Below are 16,485 nucleotides of genomic sequence, written 5' to 3'. Positions count from 1 at the left end.
ATCCCATACCACATAATTCCGCCAACCTTGATCCTTAGCCTCTCTCACACCAGCTCAGTGAGACTTTTCAACCTGATGGAGCTGGTCAGCATAGGTACAGAAGGCCGGGTTGGGGTGAGATGAGGCCCTCGGGAAGACAGCGGTCGACCAAGATGCGATGCTCCAACCGGAAGTCTCGCTGCTGGCCACGCCCTCACCCGCCTGGCTGAGTTGAATCGACTCCCCAGGTCAGGGGCTTGCTGCTGGGGGCAGGAGCGGCACCATCGGCCATGAGGTGCTCGTGACTTGGTCGGGCTCAAGGCCGGCTCGGTATCCTGACGCGGCAGGGACACCCCTGCGGTAGGCCGTCCCGGGCCGAAGGCAAGAGCCTCCGTACCTGCGCTCCCCGTAGTCGGCTCAGACGCTACGAGGTCACGACTGACATGTCATGACCAAGTCACTGACAGCAGTGACGAAACTCCAGGTCAACGAAATGACCATTCGCATCTAGATGGGCGGCCTGTTGCGAAACCTCGACCGACTCTCAACTTGCGGGAATTGTCATTCTCGGTAGTTGCTTCACAGCTGGGAGGCCGCAACGGATCTCTTTTTTTGAATTAGAATTTCTGGAAAATAGAAATGCTAGGCTGCTCCTGTGGGAGAAGCAGCGGGTGTGGTGACGCCCTGCAAGCACTGCGGGACGCCGATCGAGCAGCGGCCCGGGCGGGGACGGCCGCGGGCCTACTGTCCTCAGGGCGACTGCCAGGCCGCGGCGAAACGGGAGCGCGAGCTCCGGCGGGCGACACCGGGGCTGGAGGGGGCCCTGGCCCGGGCGGAGGATCTCTACGAGCGCATGGAGAAGGGGATGGCCGCGGCCATCGCCCCGCTGGCGCAGGTGCTGGCCGACGAGCTGAGTCCCGCCGGGGTGGAGGCGAAGCTGAGCGCGGTGCAGGCCGAGGCCCACACCCGGGTGGCGATCGCGCGCACCGAGCGGGAGCAGGCCTTCGAGCAGGTACGGCTGGCACGCGAGGCCACCGAGCACGCCCGCAGGGAGCGCGACGCGATGGCGCGGCAGGTCCAGGAGGCCGACGCCGAGCGCGACACCGCGCTGGCCGACGCCGAGACCGCGCGCGAGCAGGCCCTGGCGGCGCTCCGGGAGGCGGCCAGCACCGAGCGGCAGGCCAGGAACGCCGAGGCCGAGGCCCGGCACCGGGCCGATCAGGCCGAGGCGGCACGCGATGCGGCGGTGCGGGAACTGGCCGAGCGGGTGGAGGCCGCCCAGGCGCAGGCGCGGCAGGCGCAGGCGCAGGCCGTACAGGACAGGGAAGACGCGGAGCGGGCCCGGGCCGAGCGGGACACCGCACGGCACGAGGCGGACCTGGCCCGCAAGGGCAAGGCCAAGGCCGAGCAGGCGGCCGCGGCGGCGGCCGCACGGGCCGAGGCCGCGGCCGCCGAGCGGGACAGGGCCGTGGCCCGCGCCGAGGCCGACGCCCAGGCGCGTGACCGGGCGGTGGCGGAGGCCGCCCAGGCCCGCGCGGCGGCCGCGCGCGCCGGCAGCCACGCCGCCGAGGCCGAGCAGGCGGCGGCCGCGCGCGTCGAGGCCGAGCAGGAACGGGCGGCGCGGCAGGTCCGGGAGGCCGAGCAACGCGCCGGGCGCTTCCAGGAACAGCTGGACCAGGCGCAGGCGGAACGGGACCAGGCGAGGATGGATCTGGCTCTGGAGCGCGCCCGCATGGCCGATCTGCGCGATCAGCTCGAGACGCTCCGCCAGGAGTCCGCCGGGCTCCGTGAGCGGGCGGTCGCGGCGGAGCTGCGAGCCGCCGAACCGCCGCGACGCCGGCCGCGGGCGGGGGGGAGCGGCGACGCCCGGGAGGCGGGTGCGTGATCGGCGGCTCGGCCGCCGACGCGATCCAGGAGTTCGCCGCCCGGGGTGCCTGCCGTCCGCGGCCGGGCTTCACCGCACCGCCGGCTCGGCCGGCGACGGGACGGCCGCGGGGGAGGGGCGTCTGATGCGACGGACGCGTGGATCGGGCCCGTACGGTTGACACCCCGGCCGAGCGCCGGAAATGATCTGCGCACACAAGTGAACCCGAGAAGTCAGCGCCGTGGTGGCAGGTGGGTGCGCTGGCGTGTTCGCGCATGTCGCGAAGACGACCGACACCCCCAGGAGACCACATGTCCCACCAACGCCCCGACGTCGACGTCATCGTGGTCGGCGCCGGCATGGCCGGCCTCTCGTGCGCCAACCGCCTCCGTCATCACGGGGCCGCAGTCCTTCTCCTCGAGGCCCGCGACCGGGTCGGCGGCCGCACGGCCGGCATCGAGGCCGACGGCGAGATCGTCGATCTCGGCGGCCAGTTCATCGGACCGGGCCAGGACCGCGTGTACGCGCTGGCGGCCGAGTTCGGCGTGGGCACCGTCCCGACGCACACCGGGGGCGCGAGTGTGCTGGAGACCGCGACCGGGCGGCTGCGCCGGTTTCGCGGCACGGTGCCCAGGCTCGGGCCGGCGGCTCTGGCGGACGTGGCGCAGGCCCGGTTCCGCCTCGACCGGCTCGCCCGCGCCGTCGACGCCGACGCCCCCTGGCGCAGCCCGGACGCGGCCGCGCTCGACGGGCAGACCATGCGGTCCTGGATCGACCGCACGGTCAGGACCCGCGACGGGCGCCGGTTCCTCGTCCTGGCCTGCCGGGCGATCTGGGCCTGCGAGCCGAGCGAGCTGTCGCTGCTGCACGCGCTGTTCTACGTGAAGGCCGCCGGCGGCCTGGCGGCGGTGACCGACTTCGAAGGAGGCGCGCAGCAGGACCGGCTGGCCGGCGGGGCGTACGGCCTGGCCGTCAGGATCGCCGAACGGCTGGAGGGCGCGATCCGGCTGAACACGCCGGTCCGCCGGATCGAGCAGGACGACTCCGGTGTCACGGTCACCGCCGAGGACGGGACCGCATGGCGGGCGCGGCATGCGGTGGTGGCGGTTCCCCCCGCGCTCGCGGCCCGGGTCACCTACCGGCCGCCGCTGCCGGCGGCGCGTGACAACCTGCTGCAACGGCTCCCCATGGGCAGCGTGATCAAATACGTCGTCGGCTATCCCGAACCGTTCTGGCGGCGGGCCGGCCTGAGCGGCGTGTCCCTCAGCCTGCGCGGCCCGATCACCATGACCGCAGACAGCGGCCCTCCGTCCGGCCGCCGCGGGGTGCTGATCGCCTTCGTCAACGGCGCGCCCGCCCGGGAGCTCGCCGCCCGCCCGGCCGAGGAGCGCCGGACGGTCCTCCTCGGCGCCCTCGGCCGCCTGTTCGGTCCGCGGGCCGCCACGCCGGTGAGCTTCGCCGAGCGGAACTGGAACGAGGAGGCGTTCACCCGCGGCGCCTACGCGGCGGTGTTCCCGCCGGGTGCGTGGACCCGCCTCGGTGCGGCGATGCGTGTCCCGGCGGGCCGCGTCCACTGGGCGGGATCGGAGGTCTCCTCGCGCTGGTACGGCTACATCGACGGCGCGGTGCGGTCCGGGGAGGCCGCGGCGGACGCGGTGACGCGGGCCGTCTGATCTCCTGACGGCCCGCGTCCGGCCCCTGCCCCGGACATGACCCGAGGACGTGATTCGAAGGCGTGGCCCGGAGATGTGACCCGGTCGTCGCCGCGCGTCGGCCGCGGTCCCTGGGCCGTTCAGGCGTCCCGGAAGCAGGACCTGCCGTGGTGGTCCAGCAGGCGGGTGAGGAGCTCGGTGAACTGGAGACGTTCGGCCGGGGCCAGCGGGGCGAGCACGTCGTCCTCGATGGTGGCGAGCAGGTCGTCGAGCCGGTGCAGGTGACCGCGGCCCTGCGGGGTCATGGTGATGACGTTGCGGCGGCGGTCGGCGGGATCCGGCGCGCGCTCCACGAAGCCGCGCTCGGCCAGCTCGTTGATGACGGCGACCAGGTCGCTGCGGTGGATGCGGGTGCGGCGGCTCAGCTCCGTCTGGCTCGCCGGGCCGAACTCCTGCAGCGAGGCGAGCGCGGCGTAATGCCACCGGCGCGCCTCCAGGCCGGCCAGTCCTTCCGTCACCAGGCGGTCGGAGTGCAGGGCGACCAGGGCCAGGAGGCGGGTCGGCCGGTTGCGCAATCGTGCCGGGGTGGCCTCCCCGTCCCCGGGGCCTGTCATGTCGGAGGCGCTGCTGCTCATGGCGGCGATCCTACCTTCTTGTGTTAGTCGCCCTAACGATATAGATTCGTTCGTGCGACAAACGTTCGTTTGACTAACTAACTGGGAGGCGTCCATGCCCTCGATCGACGTGCTCGACTCGGCGATGTACTACGAGGAGACGGGGGACCCCGAGGGGACGGGCAGCGGCCTCCCCTTCGTCTTCCTGCACGGCAACCCCGCCTCCTCCCGCCTGTGGCGGAAGGTGCTGCCCGGGATCGGCGGGCCCGCACGCCTGCTCGCCCCCGACCTCATCGGGATGGGCCGCTCGGGCAAACCCGCGGTGCCGTACCGCTTCGCCGACCACGCCCGCTACCTCGACGCCTGGTTCGACCGGCTGGGGCTGGAGGAGGCGGTGCTCGTCGGCCACGACTGGGGCGGGGCGCTGGCCTTCGACTGGGCGGCCCGCCATCCCGGCCGCGTCCGCGGGGTGGCCTTCCTGGAGACCTTCGTCCGGCCGATGTCCTGGGACGACCTGGGCGAGGCCCCGCGCGCCCGGGCCGAGGCCATCCGGGGCCCGCAGGGCGAGTCACTGGTCCTCGACCAGGACTTCCTGGTGCGCACGGCCTTCACCGGAGGGGTGCTGACGCCCCTGAGCGCGGAGGAGATGGAACCGTACCTGGCGCCCTACCCCACCCGTGAGAGCCGCCGCCCGCTGCTGGAGTGGGCACGCTCGCTGCCGCTCGACGGCGAGCCCGCCGACGTGACCGGGCGGGTCGAGCGGTACGGCGCGTGGCTGGCGGGCAGCGCCGGTGTCCCCAAGCTGCTGCTCACCTTCGACTCCTCGCCCACCCTGCTCATCGGGCAGGAGACGGCCGACTGGTGCGCGGCCAACATCGCCGCCCTGGAGATCGAGCACTGCGGCCCGGCCGGGCACCACGCGCCGGAGGACCGGCCCGAGGCCATCGCCGCGGCGATCACCGCCTGGGGGCGGCGGCACGGGCTGGGCTCGGGCCGGCCGGCGTCCCCCGCGGCGGTGTAGAGCGTGCGGCCCGGCCGCGCGCTCACGCGTTCCGGTAGCGGTCGGCCAGGTCGTGCAGGAACTCACGCAGTTCCGGCGGGTCCAGGACCGTGAAGGGCACGCCGAGCGCGCCCAGGAACGCGGCCAGGTCGCTCAGGGAGTCGCCGCCCGTCTCCAGCACCCCGTCGTCGTGCAGGAGGCCCGCGGCGGGCGGCAGGAGTTCCGTGAGCCGTTCCATCGGAGCGTGCAGGCGCACACGGGCCGGGTGCCTCCAGGCCGTCGAGGTGACGCCGCGCACGACATGGGTGGCGGCATCGGCCGGAGGGTCGCGGGGGACGAAGCGCGGACCGTTCGGCGTGCGCAGGCGGATGCGGTCGGCACGGAAGGTGCGCCAGTCGGCACGGGCGGTGTCCCAGGCCAGCAGGTACCAGCGGCGGCCGGTGTAGACGAGGCGATGAGGCTCCGCCACGCGGGAGCCGTCGGCGCCGTCGCGCCCCCGGTAGTCGAAGCGCAGCTGCTCGCGGTCGCGGATGGCGGCGGCGATGCCGGTGAGCGTCTCGGCGTCGACCGTGGGGCCGCGGCCGGCGACCGACACGGTGGCCGCCCCCACGGCGGCGGTGCGGTGCCGCAACCGCGAGGGGAGCATCTGCTGGAGCTTGGTGAGGGCGCGCAGCGAGGTCTCCTCGATGCCGGTCACCGTCCCGCCGGCCGCCGCGTGCAGGCTCACCGCCACCGCGACCGCCTCCTCGTCGTCCAGCAGCAGCGGGGGCAGGGCCGCCCCCGCGCCGAGCCGGTAGCCGCCGGCCGTGCCGGTGGTGGAGTGGATCTGGTAGCCGAGGATGCGCAGCCGCTCGATGTCGTTGCGCACGGTCCTGGTGGTCACCCCGAGCCGGTCGGCCAGCTCGCGGCCGGGCCAGTCGGGACGCGACTGCAGCAGGGACAGCAGGCGCAGGAGCCGGACCGAGGTTTCCGTCATTTTCGTCAGTCTGCCAGGCGTTGAGGAAACGCAGGTTCCTCAACGCCTTCTATGTTGGAGAAGACAGCACAGAGAAGGAGCGACACATGTTGCGAGGACCTGCCACCGTCAACTTCTGGGCCGACGACCTGGAGGCGGCCAAGAAGTGGTACGCCGAGCTGCTGGGCGTCGAGCCGTACTTCGAGCGGCCGGGCGACGGGCAGCCGGCCGCCTACTACGAGTTCAGGATCGGCGACTACCAGGCCGAACTCGGCCTCATCGACCGGCGTTACGCCCCGCAGGGGGCGTCGGCCACCCCCGGGGGCGTGGTCCTCCACTGGCACGTCGACGACGTTCGGGCCGCCCTGGAGCGGCTGCTGGCCATGGGGGCCACGCCGTACATGCCGCTCACCGAGCACGGGCCCGGCTTCGTCACCGCATCGGTGATCGACCCGTTCGGCAACGTGCTGGGCGTCATGTACAACCAGCACTACCTGGAGATCCTGGACCGATGATGCACTTCGCGGACGCCGCCCGGTGGGAGGCGTGGCTGGCCGAGCACCACGGCGACGAGGGCGGCGTCTGGCTGAAGATCGCCAAGAAGGGGTCGCCCGTCGCCGCGGTCACGATCGGGCAGGCGCTGGACGTCGCGCTGTGCTACGGCTGGATCGACAGCCAGCGCAAGGCCCACGACGAGCACTGCTTCCTGCAGCGGTACTCACGCCGCCGCAAGGGCAGTCCCTGGTCGCGGGAGAACGTCGAGCGCGTGGAGGCGCTGACCGCCGCCGGGCGCATGCGCCCGCCCGGGCTGGCGGAGGTCGCCGCCGCCCAGGCGGACGGGCGGTGGGAGGCGGCCTACGTCGCCCAGCGCGACGCCACCGTCCCGCCCGACCTGGCCGAGGCGCTGGCGGCCCGCCCGGAGGCCGCCGCCCGCTTCGACGCGCTCGGCAAGACCGATCGTTACCTGGTGATCCTGTCGCTGCTGAAGGCCAGGACCCCGGCCGGGCGCGCGGCCCGCCTGCAGAAGGCGCTCGCCGATCTGCTGGCGTGAGGGGAGGCTCAGCGCGAGATCCGCGTGGCGTTCGCCAGCCGTGCCACGTCCTCGGCGCCGTCCTCCAGGAGCTTGGCCGACAGGTCGGACAGCGCCCGCCCCGCCGCCAGCTCGTCACCGATGTCCGGGACGGCCTGGTCACCGGGGCTGCGGCGGGCGTGCGCCACGCTCTCGTGGCGGGTGCCGTCGCCGGCGAGCAGGACGGCCCTGGCCGTGGTGAGGTCGTCGGCGTCGTCCTCGGTGATGGATATCTCCACATTCCACTGCTTGGTCTGCATCACGAACACCCCCTCACCTCCAGCGTCCCCTCCTGCCGAATGCGGAGGAACCCCTTTTGAGCTCGGCAAATACGACTTTTCACGATTCTTCACCCTGGAGAGGGTGTGCGGCGGTTCGGGCCCGTGAGCCGGGGCGGCCTTCCGCGGAGGCTACCGGGGCCGGATGTTGTGGTTGCGGGCGAACAGATTGCCGGGGTCGTACCGGCCCTTGACCGCCGCGAGCCGCTCGCGGGTCCGCGCCGGATAGATCGCCGCGACATCCTCCTCGGTGGCCGAAGACAGGAAGTTGGCGTAGGCGCCGCCGACGTGAGGCGCGAGTCTCGCCCAGATCGCCTCCAGAGCGGGACGCGCGGCCTCGACGACCGGCTGCGGACCCGCGACGGTGGTCACGAACATCAGCTCCGCCCGGCGATGCGGGTAGGCGGTGGCGTCGGCGGCGACGCGGGACACCGCGCCGCCGACGCTGCGAACGGCGATGAACGGAGGCCGCTCCGACGCCCCGACGTCGGCGAGGATCCCGAGGACCTCCGGCACCGACTCCCCGTCGACGAACGCGCTGCGGGTGAGCAGCCGAACGCCCGGGGGAGGAGTGAGGCCGTCCACGAGCGTGTCGGCGTAGGATTTCAGCGCGACATCGTCATCGATCACCGTGCCGAGCCGACGGATCGGATCGACGGCCCGGGCGGCCGCCTCCGGATCGTCGCCGTCGAAGGCGAGGTGGATCTCGACCGGCGCTTCGGGCCCGCCGGCGAGGGGATTGGCGACGTTCACCACGGAGGTGAGCTCTACGGGAGCCGCGCGCATGCGCCCCGCCCAGCCCCGGAGCACGACGGCCGCCTCCGACGCCGGAAAGGCGATCCTGCCGTGGAAGACGTCCGTCGTCGGATGCGCCGAGAACTCGAAGACGGTCACGATCCCGAAATTCCCACCGCCACCGCGGATCGCCCAGAACAGCTCCGGGTTGTCCCGCGCGCTCGCACGCACGACCTGCCCGCCGGCGGTGACCACCTCGGCGGCGACCAGGCTGTCCAGCGCGAGGCCGTACTTGCGGACCTTCCAGCCGATGCCGCCGCTCAACGTCAGCCCGCCGACGCCGACATCCCTGGTGTCACCCGAGGAGATCGCCAGCCCGTGCGGGGCCAGGGCGGCCGCGACCTGCCCCCAGGTGGCGCCGCCGCCGACCCGCACGAGGTGACGCTCCTTGTCGACGACCTCGACGCTCGCGAGCCCGCTGAGATCGATCACGACGCCGCCGTCGTTGGTGCCGAAGCCCGCGAAGGCGTGACCGCCGCCCCGCACGGACAGCACCAGCCCCGCGGCGGCGGCGAACCTGACACCCGCCCGCACGTCCCCGACGCTGCCGGGCCGCAGGACGTAGGCCGGACTCCCCGAAGCCAGCACCGAGCGGCTGACCGACGCGTACTGCGCCGCTCCCGGTTCGACGATGTCGCCGCCGAAGTCACGACGGAGGGTTTCAAGCGCTGAACCCATGACACTCCACACTCCTTGTCCACACGAAAAGAACCTTCGTCAGCCGAAGTCACGGCGCCGGGCGCCACGTGGACCACCGGCGCGGCCTCCCGACGAGCAAGAGATCCCGGCGAGCCGACCCCTGTGACACCCGGAGCCGTGTGACGTGCGTCACCCGCCACGGATGTCACAAAGCCGCGAGAACCGGGGTCTTATGCGTGGAGCGGCCGAGTCAGGCGTGGAACAGTCAAGAACGAACAGGCGGGAACCAGCGATGAGCGAACACGGCGGGCCAGCGACGGACACAGCCGGGCCCCTCGCCCCGGACGGCCGTACGGACACCGGCACCGACCCCGCCACCGGAGCTTTCCTCACCCACCGCAACCTGCTGTTCACCGTCGCCTACGAGATGCTCGGCTCGGCCGCCGACGCCGAAGACGTCCTGCAGGAGACCTGGCTGCTGTGGGCGGGCGTCGATCTCGGCACGGTACGGGACCGCCGCGCCTACCTGGTACGGATCACCACCCGCCAGGCACTGAAACGGCTGCGCACACTCGGCCGCCGCAAGGAGTCCTACATCGGCCCCTGGCTGCCCGAACCGCTGCTGACCGCACCCGACGTCGCCGAGGACGTCGAGCTGGCCGACAGCGTCTCGACGGCGATGCTGCTGGTGCTGGAGACCCTCACCCCGACCGAGCGGGCGGTCTTCGTGCTGCGCGAGGTGTTCGACCTGCCCTACGACGAGATCGCCGACGCCGTCGGCAAGAACCTGCCCGCGGTCCGCCAGATCGCCCACCGGGCACGGACGCACGTCGCGGCGCGCCGACCCCGCGGCGTCGTCTCCCCGGCCGAGGCCCACGACGCGCTCAAAGCCTTCCAGAGCGCGGTCGAAACAGGCGACCTGCAGAGCCTGCTCGACATCCTCGCACCGGACGTCGTCCTCCTGGCGGACGGCGGAGGACTCAAACCAGCCGCACCGGAACCCGTCGTGGGCGCCGAACAGGTGGCCCGCGTGCTGGGCAGGATCACCACCACGGCGACGCTTTCACTGCAGCCGGCACAGGTCAACGGCCACCCGGCACTCATCGTCCGGACCGACGGCGGCATCGAGACCGTCATGACGATGCGCATCGACAACGGCCTCATCGCCGGACTCTACGCCGTGCGCAACCCCGAGAAGCTGTCACATATGGAGCGGGAAACCCCGGTGACCCGCTGACCCCGGGACTCGCCCGGCAAGGCGTTGAGAGGTCCGGGTTGGCTCCGGGACGACGGATGCGGGCAGACGGGGATCGTGGCGGAGATTTTCGTCGGACGCCGCCGCGAGCTGGCCGAACTGACACGCCTGCACGCGGCCGCCACGGACGGCCACGGCAGCGTGGCACTGATCGGCGGCGACCCCGGCCTCGGTCAGCTCGCGCCCGGCGCGGTAGTGCCCCGACAGCACGCCCTGGAGCCCGACCTCCACGATGCTGCCGAGGTCGGCATATCCGAAAGCGGGCAGGAAGAACCGCCGCCGGGCGTCGATGCCATCGCCGTCAACCCTCAGACGCTCCAGCTGCTCCCGCGCCGCCGCCTGCCGACGCAAATCCTCCGCAGGGCACCGGCCCCCCTCAGCCCGGGAGTTCGCACGGGGAGCAGGGGAGTGCGTGCGAGGTGAGGACCCGCCACGGGAAGCGGGATCTCCGAAGGCCGGCGACCGTTACAGACCGTGACAACGACCTGGAGGCGGCGACGCCCGCCCCGCCCGGGGGAGAGGTCGCGCCGTCGACGCGGCCGGAGATCCGATCCGCGAGCCGAGAGCCGCGAGCCCATCGATCCGTTCACGGGCCCCGGCACAGCCTTCCCGTCTCAGCAGGGCGTTCGCGGGGGAGATGAGGCCCACAACCCTCGATACAGAATGAAAAGTCACGAAAGCACGGGAAATATTACTTATGACGCCATACCAGACAGAATCTACCTTCTGTCTGGTATGGCGTCATTGTCGCTTTTGTCAGAGTCTGCGAACGAGACGGGAAGCGGCCCGCTGGCTCATCCCGGTCTCACCCCGGATCAGGAACACCGCATCGTCGAACTGACCGGAGATCTTCAACTCCCGCGCCTGGTTGACCAGCTCGGGCCCCAGGGCGCCGCCGAGAAGGCTGTTGCGGGGCCGGTGGGCCAGCCGCACCGCGAGCCAGATCAGGCCGATGATCAGGATGAGGACGACTGCGGTCACGATGACGATCCTGATCGTGTCTGACATGCCTTGAGGATAGCCCCGTCGATCGTCCGGTGTCTGCAGTCGCACGGGCCCGTCCGGTGGGATCTGTGGTGACGTCAGTGACATCTGTGGCGATATCTGTGGCATCTGCGGTGTGGACGGTGCGCGTGGGCGGAGTCGTCCGGCGTGGCGCGTCCCCTTCTCAGGGGCTCTCCGCCATGTTTGATGCATAATCGCACTTATGCATCATTCAGATTCCGCCCTCCCCGCCCGCCCGGGAGGCCCCCGTGGAGCGTGACCCGCTGGTGCTGATGCGCGTCCCCGAGGCCACGGCCGAGTTCCTGTCCTCCCTGCGGACCAAGAAACTCTCCGCGCACACCGTCGCCGGGTACGAACGCGATCTGCGGGCCGTCGCCGAGATCGCCGCCGCGGCCTCGGGCGTCGCGCCCGCCGAGCTCGAGGTGCGCCGGCTCACCGGGCGGACCATCCGTACGGCGTTCGCCGAGTTCTCCGGCCCGCGCTCGGCGGCCAGCGTCAACCGCGCCTGGAGCGCCTGGAATCAGTTCCTCACCTTCTGCGTCGCCGAGGGGATGCTGGAGGGCAATCCGATGGCGGCGGTCCCCCGGCCCCGGCAGCCTCCCAAGGCGCCCAAGCCGTTCCTCGGGGACGGGAGCGCCTCGCTGACGTTGCTGGAGCGGATCGCGGCGGGCGCGCGTGAGGCGCGGGACCCGTGGGTGGAGCGGGATCTGGCGGTGCTGGCGCTGGCGCTGGTGACGGGGATGCGTTCGGCGGAGCTGCTGGGCCTGACGGTCGGGTCGATCGGCGGCTCCCCCGGTGACCGCCGGGTCCAGGTGGTAGGCAAGGGGGGCAAGACGCGGTCGTTGCCGATCGAGCCTCCGGTGGAGGCGCTGGTGGAGCGTTATCTGCGCAGCCGTTGTGACCGGTTCGGGGTGGCGGAGCTCCCCCGTTCGGCGGCGTTGCTGGTGGATACGCGCAACGAGCCGTTGCAGCGGGGCGGGTTGCAGTATCTGGTGCGTCAGTGTTACCGGTACGCGGGGGTCCACGATCGTGTGCAGCGGGGGACGCTGGTGCACGCGTTGCGGCATGAGTTCGCGACGCGGCTGGCTGAGCGCGGTGCGTCGGCGCACGAGTTGATGGAGCTGCTGGGGCACTCCTCGATCGTCACGGGGCAGGCGTATGTGGCTTCGACGGCACGGGAGGTACGGCGGGCCGCGCGGGGCAATCCCGCCTATGGCGTGCTGGCGGAATTGGCGCGGGACGGGGATGCCGGGGACGTGCCGCCGGGTGGGGCGCCCACCGGATGAATCGTGCGCTGCGAAGCCGCTCCCCCGCCCCGCGGGTCAGGGCGTGTCCCCCGGTGCGTCGTGTCGTCCCGCGGGGTCGTTCTGCCGGGTGAGCGCCGCCATGACGTGCCGGTGGATGCGGTCGGCCGTGGCCGGGGCGACGTCCCGGAAGCGCAGGCCGATCTCGGCGGTGTCGTCGTGCACCTTGCGGTGGACGATGTCGGCGTTCAGGGTCAGGGGGCTCTCGCCGTTCAGCGGGATGTCGACCGTGACGGTGTCGCCCTGCTTGAGGGGTGCGTCGCGGTCGGTGGAGAAGTGGGCTCCGGACTCGCTCAGGTCGAGCATCTGGGCGGGGTGCCCGTGGCCGGCCGAGTGGATGCGGGTGCTTCCGCCGATGGGGGCGCGGGGGGCGTTGCGCCGTTCGAGCTGCTCGGTCAGATGCACCATGGTCGAGATCCGCTGGATCGCCCGGTCCAGGTACTCCTTGAGCAGGTCGACGCTGGAGTGCTGCCGGCGGGTCATGACGCCGACCTGGGCGGTCGCCTCGCCGAGGTTGCCGACGCCGCCGGTCATCTCGCTGAGGGCGCCGGTCATGGCGTGGGTGTTCTCCTCCAGGGAGCGGACGATGGAGGTGATCTCGTCGGTCGACTGGGTCGTGGCGGTGGCGAGGTCTTTGACTTCGTCGGCGACGACGCTGAAGCCCTGGCCGGCTTCGCCCGCGCGGACGGCCTCGATGGTGGCGTTGAGGGCGAGCAGGTGGGTCTGGGCGGCCACGTTCGAGATGAGGCGGGCGATCCCGTCCACTTTGCTCAGGCTCGCTTCGAGCTGTTCGATGGCGTCGTTGGCTCTGCGTGCCTGTTCGGCGAGGCGGTTGGCGACGGTGTCGGTGGCGCCGACCCGCTCGTCGATGGTGTCGGCGGTGGTACGGAGTTCGTCGGTTTTGTCGGCCACCATGCGGAGTTCGCCCATGATGATCGCGATGCTGTCGTTGATCATTGCCTGGGCGCGCTGGCGGGCCTGCTGCTCGTTGAGCCGCCGTTCGGCGTACGTGGTGCGCAGCTGTTCCTCCTTGGAGGCGGCGGCGCGGTCCAGGTCGGCGTCCTGGGCGGCGATCGTGTCGAGCAGGGTGTTGACGGCGCGGGCCAGGGCGCCGATGTCGCCGGGGCCGTCGGATCGCAGGCGCGAGGTGCGGTCGCCGGAGGCGATGACGGTCTCGGTGGTGCGCAGCAGATCCGTGATTCGCCGGAGGGCTGCCCGGCGTTCCAGCGGTAGCGCCGCCGCGAGCAGGAGCACCGCTCCCAGCGCGATCGCGCCCCCGGGCTCGGCGGCGGCGATCTGCTGCCGGGCCAGGGAGCCGAGCGCTACGGCGAGGAGGACCACCAGTCCCACCAGGGGGAGGTTGGTACGCGGGCGGCTGAGGTTCACGGTGGTTCTATCGGGTGGGCCCGATCGGCCATGAGTCAAAACTGCGGTGTTGTCGTCGGCGGCCGTTTCGGGGGGGGCCGCTCCCCCGGTGGCCGGGTTCTCGTGTGGCGGGTGTCTGTGCGCTGTTCGGGGTTGCGCCGGGGCGGTGGGCGGTGGTGCGCCGCCGATGGGTTGCGGCTCCTCCCATCGCTGAGTCTTTTGTCCGTTTTGGGGTTTTTGAAATAAGTCGTGCCCTTTACAACGTAGATTAAAATTGCCGTTTCTGGGGCGTCCGTGCCAGCCGGGTACGGGCCGCTCACCGCTCGGTGTAGTCCCGGGTGTACCAGCGCTCCGGGCGCACGCGGACCAGGACCATGGTGCCGCGCTCGTCCTTCGTGGCCTTCAGGTACCGTACGGCGAGTTCGGGGCCCAGGTAACGCTCGGCCATCGTTCTGCCCTCTTCCGGCGGCGCCGGGTCCTGGACCGCCACGACCGGGCCCTCCACCGAGACGTACCGGTAGGGCAGCCCCTCGTCCTGCGCCACCAGGCTCACCCGGCCCGCCTTGCGGACCAGCTCCAGCTTGCGGCTGTCGCGGGCGGTGATGAAGGCGATGTCACCGCCGGGCTCGTACAGGTACCAGACCGGTACCGCCAGCGGCGCCCGGCCTGCCTCGTCGGCGACGCTCAGGACGCCCACATGGACGCCTGCCAGGAAGGCCTCCCGTTCGGCCACGCTCATCACCAGGGTCATCGCGACTCCTCTCCCATGACCCCACCATGGACGACACCCCGCCTGCCGCCAAGGGGGTCCGGCGCCGGCGCGATCTCCCGTGCCGGCGCCGGACCCGCTGCCCGATGCCGCTCCCCCGTTTCCCCGGAGGGATCACTCCCCCGCAGGAGCCCTCGCCGGAGGCTACTCCGCGTAGGGCTGGTCCGTTCCCTGGGCGCTGTAGCCGAGACTCCAGATGTAGCCGTCCGGGTCGGCGAAGGAGCCGCCGTACCCGCCCCACGGCAGGGCGCCGGCGGGCTTGAGGATCGTGGCGCCCGCCTTCCCGGCCTCCGCGATGATCTCCTCGACCCGCGCCTCGCTGCGGACGACGTAGGTGAGGACCAGCCCGCTGAAGCCGCTGCCTTCCGGACTCGTGCCCACCTGCTCGGCCAGGCCTTCGCGGCCGTAGAAGCCGACGGGCGAGGCGCCGTCCGATTCGAAGAACACCGAGACGCCGTAGTCGTCCTTGACCTTCCAGCCGAGTCCCTCGGTGTAGAACCGCTTGGCCCTGTCCAGGTCCCGGACGCCGAGAAGGATCGAGCTGACGTGCGCTTTCATGTCCTGTCTCCTTTGTGCTCGAGGGATGGTGCACATGAGGTCACGCTATGAACGGTCCCGTGCCCGGCGCTTCTCGATTCGTGATCGCTTCGGTCACCCGCCTCCCGGGCGGCGTCCCCGCCCTCACGCGTCCCCCGGCTGCTCCGGGGCGCCGGGCCGACATGAGAACCTCCTCACCGGGCAGGGGAGACGCCATGAGGAACTTCTTCAAGGTCGTAGTGGTGCGGTGGTTGTCGCGCACTCCCCTGGGCCTGGTCCTGCTGGGCATCGGCTGGTGGTTCGGGCGGCGCAGGAAGCGGCGCGCGCAGGCGGGCGTCTCCACGGCCGGGCCGGCCGACGGTGACCGCCGGCGCAGGGCCCGCCTGAGGGTCCGGCCCCGGGCGGGAGCGCGTTAGATCCGGCGCGGGCAAAACCGTTTGCGGAACTGTCGGAGGCGTCTGTTACGGTCGCGGGCGTGTCCAAGCAACCCCTCCAATCTCTTATCCACGCGCGCGGCCTGGTCAAACGCTTCGGCGACTTCACCGCGGTCGACGGCATCGACCTGGATGTGGCGCCCGGTGAGGCGTTCGGGTTCCTGGGGCCGAACGGCGCCGGGAAGTCCTCGACGATGCGCATGATCGGTTGTGTGTCCATGCCGACGGCCGGTGAGCTGAGGATCCTGGGCATGGACCCGGTGCGCGACGGCTCGCGCATCCGGGCGCGGCTGGGGGTGTGCCCGCAGCTGGACAACCTGGATCCCGACCTCAACGTGCGGGAGAACCTGACGACCTACGCCCGCTATTTCGGGCTGTCGCGGGCGGAGGCCCGGCGCCGGGCCGAGGAGCTGCTGGACTTCGTGCAGCTGCGGGACAGGGCCGCCAGCCAGGTGGAGCCGCTGTCCGGCGGGATGAAGCGGCGGCTGACGATCGCGCGGGCGCTGGTGAACGAGCCCGAGCTGGTTCTGCTGGACGAGCCGACGACGGGGCTGGACCCGCAGGCGCGGCACCTGCTGTGGGAGCGGCTGTTCCGGCTCAAGCAGCAGGGTACGACGCTGGTGCTGACGACGCACTACATGGACGAGGCCGAGCAGCTGTGCGATCGCCTGGTGGTGATGGACGGCGGGCGGATCGCGGCCGAGGGGTCGCCTCGTTCGCTGATCGAGACCTACTCCACGCCCGAGGTGGTGGAGCTGCGTTTCCCCGACGAGGCCGACTACGCGGGCAAGCTCGAGGGGATCGGGCGGGTCGACCCGCTGCCGGACCGCATCCTGCTGTACGCCGACGACGGTGACGCGGCGGTGGCCGAGGTGCACCGGCGCGGGCTGACGCCCTCGAGCGTGCTGGTGCGCAGGTCCTCCCTGGAGGATGTGTTCCTGCACCTGACCGGACGGACGCTGGTGGACTGA

Annotated in this window: 18 protein-coding genes; 10 read left to right on the top strand and 8 right to left on the bottom strand. The window is 71.9% G+C overall.

Features of this window, described 5'->3' with window-relative positions; all coding sequences use genetic code 11:
* Nucleotides 1–634: 634 nt before the first annotated feature.
* Both Plo01_RS22705 and Plo01_RS22700 read left to right on the top strand, forming a co-directional pair.
* Nucleotides 635–1,864, top strand: coding sequence for a coiled-coil domain-containing protein (locus Plo01_RS22705; protein ID WP_203892684.1), 1,230 nt, complete (start codon nucleotides 635–637; stop codon nucleotides 1,862–1,864).
* Nucleotides 1,865–2,154: 290 nt separating this feature from the next.
* A complete protein-coding gene (locus Plo01_RS22700; protein WP_203892683.1) occupies nucleotides 2,155–3,516 on the top strand; it encodes a flavin monoamine oxidase family protein in 1,362 nt (453 codons plus the stop codon).
* A 119-nt stretch (nucleotides 3,517–3,635) separates the two neighbouring features.
* Here the strand turns inward: Plo01_RS22700 and Plo01_RS22695 are convergent, their stop codons facing one another.
* Nucleotides 3,636–4,130, bottom strand: a complete 495-nt coding sequence (locus tag Plo01_RS22695; RefSeq protein WP_239316853.1) for a MarR family winged helix-turn-helix transcriptional regulator — start codon at nucleotides 4,128–4,130, stop codon at nucleotides 3,636–3,638.
* A 94-nt stretch (nucleotides 4,131–4,224) separates the two neighbouring features.
* Between Plo01_RS22695 and Plo01_RS22690 the strand changes: the two genes are divergently transcribed.
* Nucleotides 4,225–5,130, top strand: coding sequence for a haloalkane dehalogenase (locus tag Plo01_RS22690; RefSeq protein ID WP_203892682.1), 906 nt, complete (start codon nucleotides 4,225–4,227; stop codon nucleotides 5,128–5,130).
* A 22-nt stretch (nucleotides 5,131–5,152) separates the two neighbouring features.
* On the opposite strand, the gene Plo01_RS22685 is transcribed toward Plo01_RS22690, so the two are convergent.
* A complete protein-coding gene (locus tag Plo01_RS22685) occupies nucleotides 5,153–6,085 on the bottom strand; it encodes a helix-turn-helix transcriptional regulator (protein WP_203892681.1) in 933 nt (310 codons plus the stop codon).
* Between the two features lie 86 nt (nucleotides 6,086–6,171).
* On the opposite strand from Plo01_RS22685, the gene Plo01_RS22680 reads away from it, so the two are divergent.
* Nucleotides 6,172–6,579, top strand: a complete 408-nt coding sequence (locus Plo01_RS22680) for a VOC family protein (RefSeq protein WP_203892680.1) — start codon at nucleotides 6,172–6,174, stop codon at nucleotides 6,577–6,579.
* Complete coding sequence (locus tag Plo01_RS22675) at nucleotides 6,576–7,115, top strand: YdeI/OmpD-associated family protein (protein ID WP_203892679.1); 540 nt, start codon at nucleotides 6,576–6,578, stop codon at nucleotides 7,113–7,115. The genes Plo01_RS22680 and Plo01_RS22675 overlap by 4 nt, the downstream gene beginning before the upstream one ends.
* A gap of 8 nt (nucleotides 7,116–7,123) precedes the next feature.
* Here Plo01_RS22675 and Plo01_RS22670 read toward each other — a convergent pair whose 3' ends face one another.
* Both Plo01_RS22670 and Plo01_RS22665 read right to left on the bottom strand, forming a co-directional pair.
* A complete protein-coding gene (locus tag Plo01_RS22670) occupies nucleotides 7,124–7,393 on the bottom strand; it encodes a dsRBD fold-containing protein (protein ID WP_203892730.1) in 270 nt (89 codons plus the stop codon).
* A gap of 150 nt (nucleotides 7,394–7,543) precedes the next feature.
* A complete protein-coding gene (locus tag Plo01_RS22665) occupies nucleotides 7,544–8,884 on the bottom strand; it encodes an FAD-binding oxidoreductase (protein WP_203892678.1) in 1,341 nt (446 codons plus the stop codon).
* A gap of 253 nt (nucleotides 8,885–9,137) precedes the next feature.
* Here Plo01_RS22665 and Plo01_RS22660 point away from each other — a divergent pair, with 253 nt between their 5' ends.
* Entirely contained in the window at nucleotides 9,138–10,082 is a 945-nt protein-coding gene (locus Plo01_RS22660; protein ID WP_203892677.1) for an RNA polymerase sigma-70 factor, read from the top strand.
* A gap of 75 nt (nucleotides 10,083–10,157) precedes the next feature.
* On the top strand, nucleotides 10,158–10,523 hold the full coding sequence (locus Plo01_RS22655; protein ID WP_203892676.1) for a hypothetical protein: 366 nt from the start codon (nucleotides 10,158–10,160) through the stop codon (nucleotides 10,521–10,523).
* A 333-nt stretch (nucleotides 10,524–10,856) separates the two neighbouring features.
* On the opposite strand, the gene Plo01_RS22650 is transcribed toward Plo01_RS22655, so the two are convergent.
* The gene (locus Plo01_RS22650; protein ID WP_203892675.1) at nucleotides 10,857–11,108 is read right to left on the bottom strand and encodes a hypothetical protein; all 252 of its coding nucleotides are present in this window, start codon (nucleotides 11,106–11,108) and stop codon (nucleotides 10,857–10,859) included.
* Between the two features lie 269 nt (nucleotides 11,109–11,377).
* Here Plo01_RS22650 and Plo01_RS22645 point away from each other — a divergent pair, with 269 nt between their 5' ends.
* Nucleotides 11,378–12,391 (top strand): tyrosine-type recombinase/integrase, encoded by a 1,014-nt coding sequence (locus Plo01_RS22645; RefSeq protein ID WP_203892729.1) that lies wholly within the window; start codon nucleotides 11,378–11,380, stop codon nucleotides 12,389–12,391.
* 36 nt (nucleotides 12,392–12,427) lie between these two features.
* Here Plo01_RS22645 and Plo01_RS22640 read toward each other — a convergent pair whose 3' ends face one another.
* From Plo01_RS22640 to Plo01_RS22630, 3 genes are all read right to left on the bottom strand, one after another.
* Nucleotides 12,428–13,795: a methyl-accepting chemotaxis protein gene (locus Plo01_RS22640; RefSeq protein ID WP_203892674.1), complete on the bottom strand. Its 1,368-nt coding sequence runs from the start codon at nucleotides 13,793–13,795 to the stop codon at nucleotides 12,428–12,430.
* A gap of 295 nt (nucleotides 13,796–14,090) precedes the next feature.
* Nucleotides 14,091–14,525, bottom strand: a complete 435-nt coding sequence (locus Plo01_RS22635; RefSeq protein WP_239316851.1) for a pyridoxamine 5'-phosphate oxidase family protein — start codon at nucleotides 14,523–14,525, stop codon at nucleotides 14,091–14,093.
* Nucleotides 14,526–14,687: 162 nt separating this feature from the next.
* A complete protein-coding gene (locus Plo01_RS22630) occupies nucleotides 14,688–15,101 on the bottom strand; it encodes a VOC family protein (protein ID WP_203892673.1) in 414 nt (137 codons plus the stop codon).
* 194 nt (nucleotides 15,102–15,295) lie between these two features.
* Between Plo01_RS22630 and Plo01_RS22625 the strand changes: the two genes are divergently transcribed.
* Nucleotides 15,296–15,496, top strand: a complete 201-nt coding sequence (locus Plo01_RS22625; RefSeq protein WP_203892672.1) for a DUF6203 family protein — start codon at nucleotides 15,296–15,298, stop codon at nucleotides 15,494–15,496.
* 59 nt (nucleotides 15,497–15,555) lie between these two features.
* Entirely contained in the window at nucleotides 15,556–16,485 is a 930-nt protein-coding gene (locus Plo01_RS22620; protein ID WP_203892671.1) for an ABC transporter ATP-binding protein, read from the top strand.

Origin of the sequence: Planobispora longispora (assembly GCF_016863135.1) — a bacterium.
Taxonomy (GTDB): Bacteria; Actinomycetota; Actinomycetes; order Streptosporangiales; family Streptosporangiaceae; genus Planobispora; species Planobispora longispora.
This window is presented reverse-complemented; position numbering and strand designations above follow the sequence as displayed.

What these genes read in the sequence shown, in the direction of transcription:
- Plo01_RS22700 (WP_203892683.1), top strand. Translation starts at nt 2,155, where the DNA reads ATGTCCCACCAACGCCCCGACGTCGACGTCATCGTGGTCGGCGCCGGC.
- Plo01_RS22695 (WP_239316853.1), bottom strand. Translation starts at nt 4,130, where the DNA reads ATGAGCAGCAGCGCCTCCGACATGACAGGCCCCGGGGACGGGGAGGCC.
- Plo01_RS22690 (WP_203892682.1), top strand. Translation starts at nt 4,225, where the DNA reads ATGCCCTCGATCGACGTGCTCGACTCGGCGATGTACTACGAGGAGACG.
- Plo01_RS22685 (WP_203892681.1), bottom strand. Translation starts at nt 6,085, where the DNA reads ATGACGGAAACCTCGGTCCGGCTCCTGCGCCTGCTGTCCCTGCTGCAG.
- Plo01_RS22680 (WP_203892680.1), top strand. Translation starts at nt 6,172, where the DNA reads ATGTTGCGAGGACCTGCCACCGTCAACTTCTGGGCCGACGACCTGGAG.
- Plo01_RS22675 (WP_203892679.1), top strand. Translation starts at nt 6,576, where the DNA reads ATGATGCACTTCGCGGACGCCGCCCGGTGGGAGGCGTGGCTGGCCGAG.
- Plo01_RS22670 (WP_203892730.1), bottom strand. Translation starts at nt 7,393, where the DNA reads ATGCAGACCAAGCAGTGGAATGTGGAGATATCCATCACCGAGGACGAC.
- Plo01_RS22665 (WP_203892678.1), bottom strand. Translation starts at nt 8,884, where the DNA reads ATGGGTTCAGCGCTTGAAACCCTCCGTCGTGACTTCGGCGGCGACATC.
- Plo01_RS22660 (WP_203892677.1), top strand. Translation starts at nt 9,138, where the DNA reads ATGAGCGAACACGGCGGGCCAGCGACGGACACAGCCGGGCCCCTCGCC.
- Plo01_RS22650 (WP_203892675.1), bottom strand. Translation starts at nt 11,108, where the DNA reads ATGTCAGACACGATCAGGATCGTCATCGTGACCGCAGTCGTCCTCATC.
- Plo01_RS22645 (WP_203892729.1), top strand. Translation starts at nt 11,378, where the DNA reads ATGCGCGTCCCCGAGGCCACGGCCGAGTTCCTGTCCTCCCTGCGGACC.
- Plo01_RS22635 (WP_239316851.1), bottom strand. Translation starts at nt 14,525, where the DNA reads ATGACCCTGGTGATGAGCGTGGCCGAACGGGAGGCCTTCCTGGCAGGC.
- Plo01_RS22630 (WP_203892673.1), bottom strand. Translation starts at nt 15,101, where the DNA reads ATGAAAGCGCACGTCAGCTCGATCCTTCTCGGCGTCCGGGACCTGGAC.
- Plo01_RS22625 (WP_203892672.1), top strand. Translation starts at nt 15,296, where the DNA reads ATGAGGAACTTCTTCAAGGTCGTAGTGGTGCGGTGGTTGTCGCGCACT.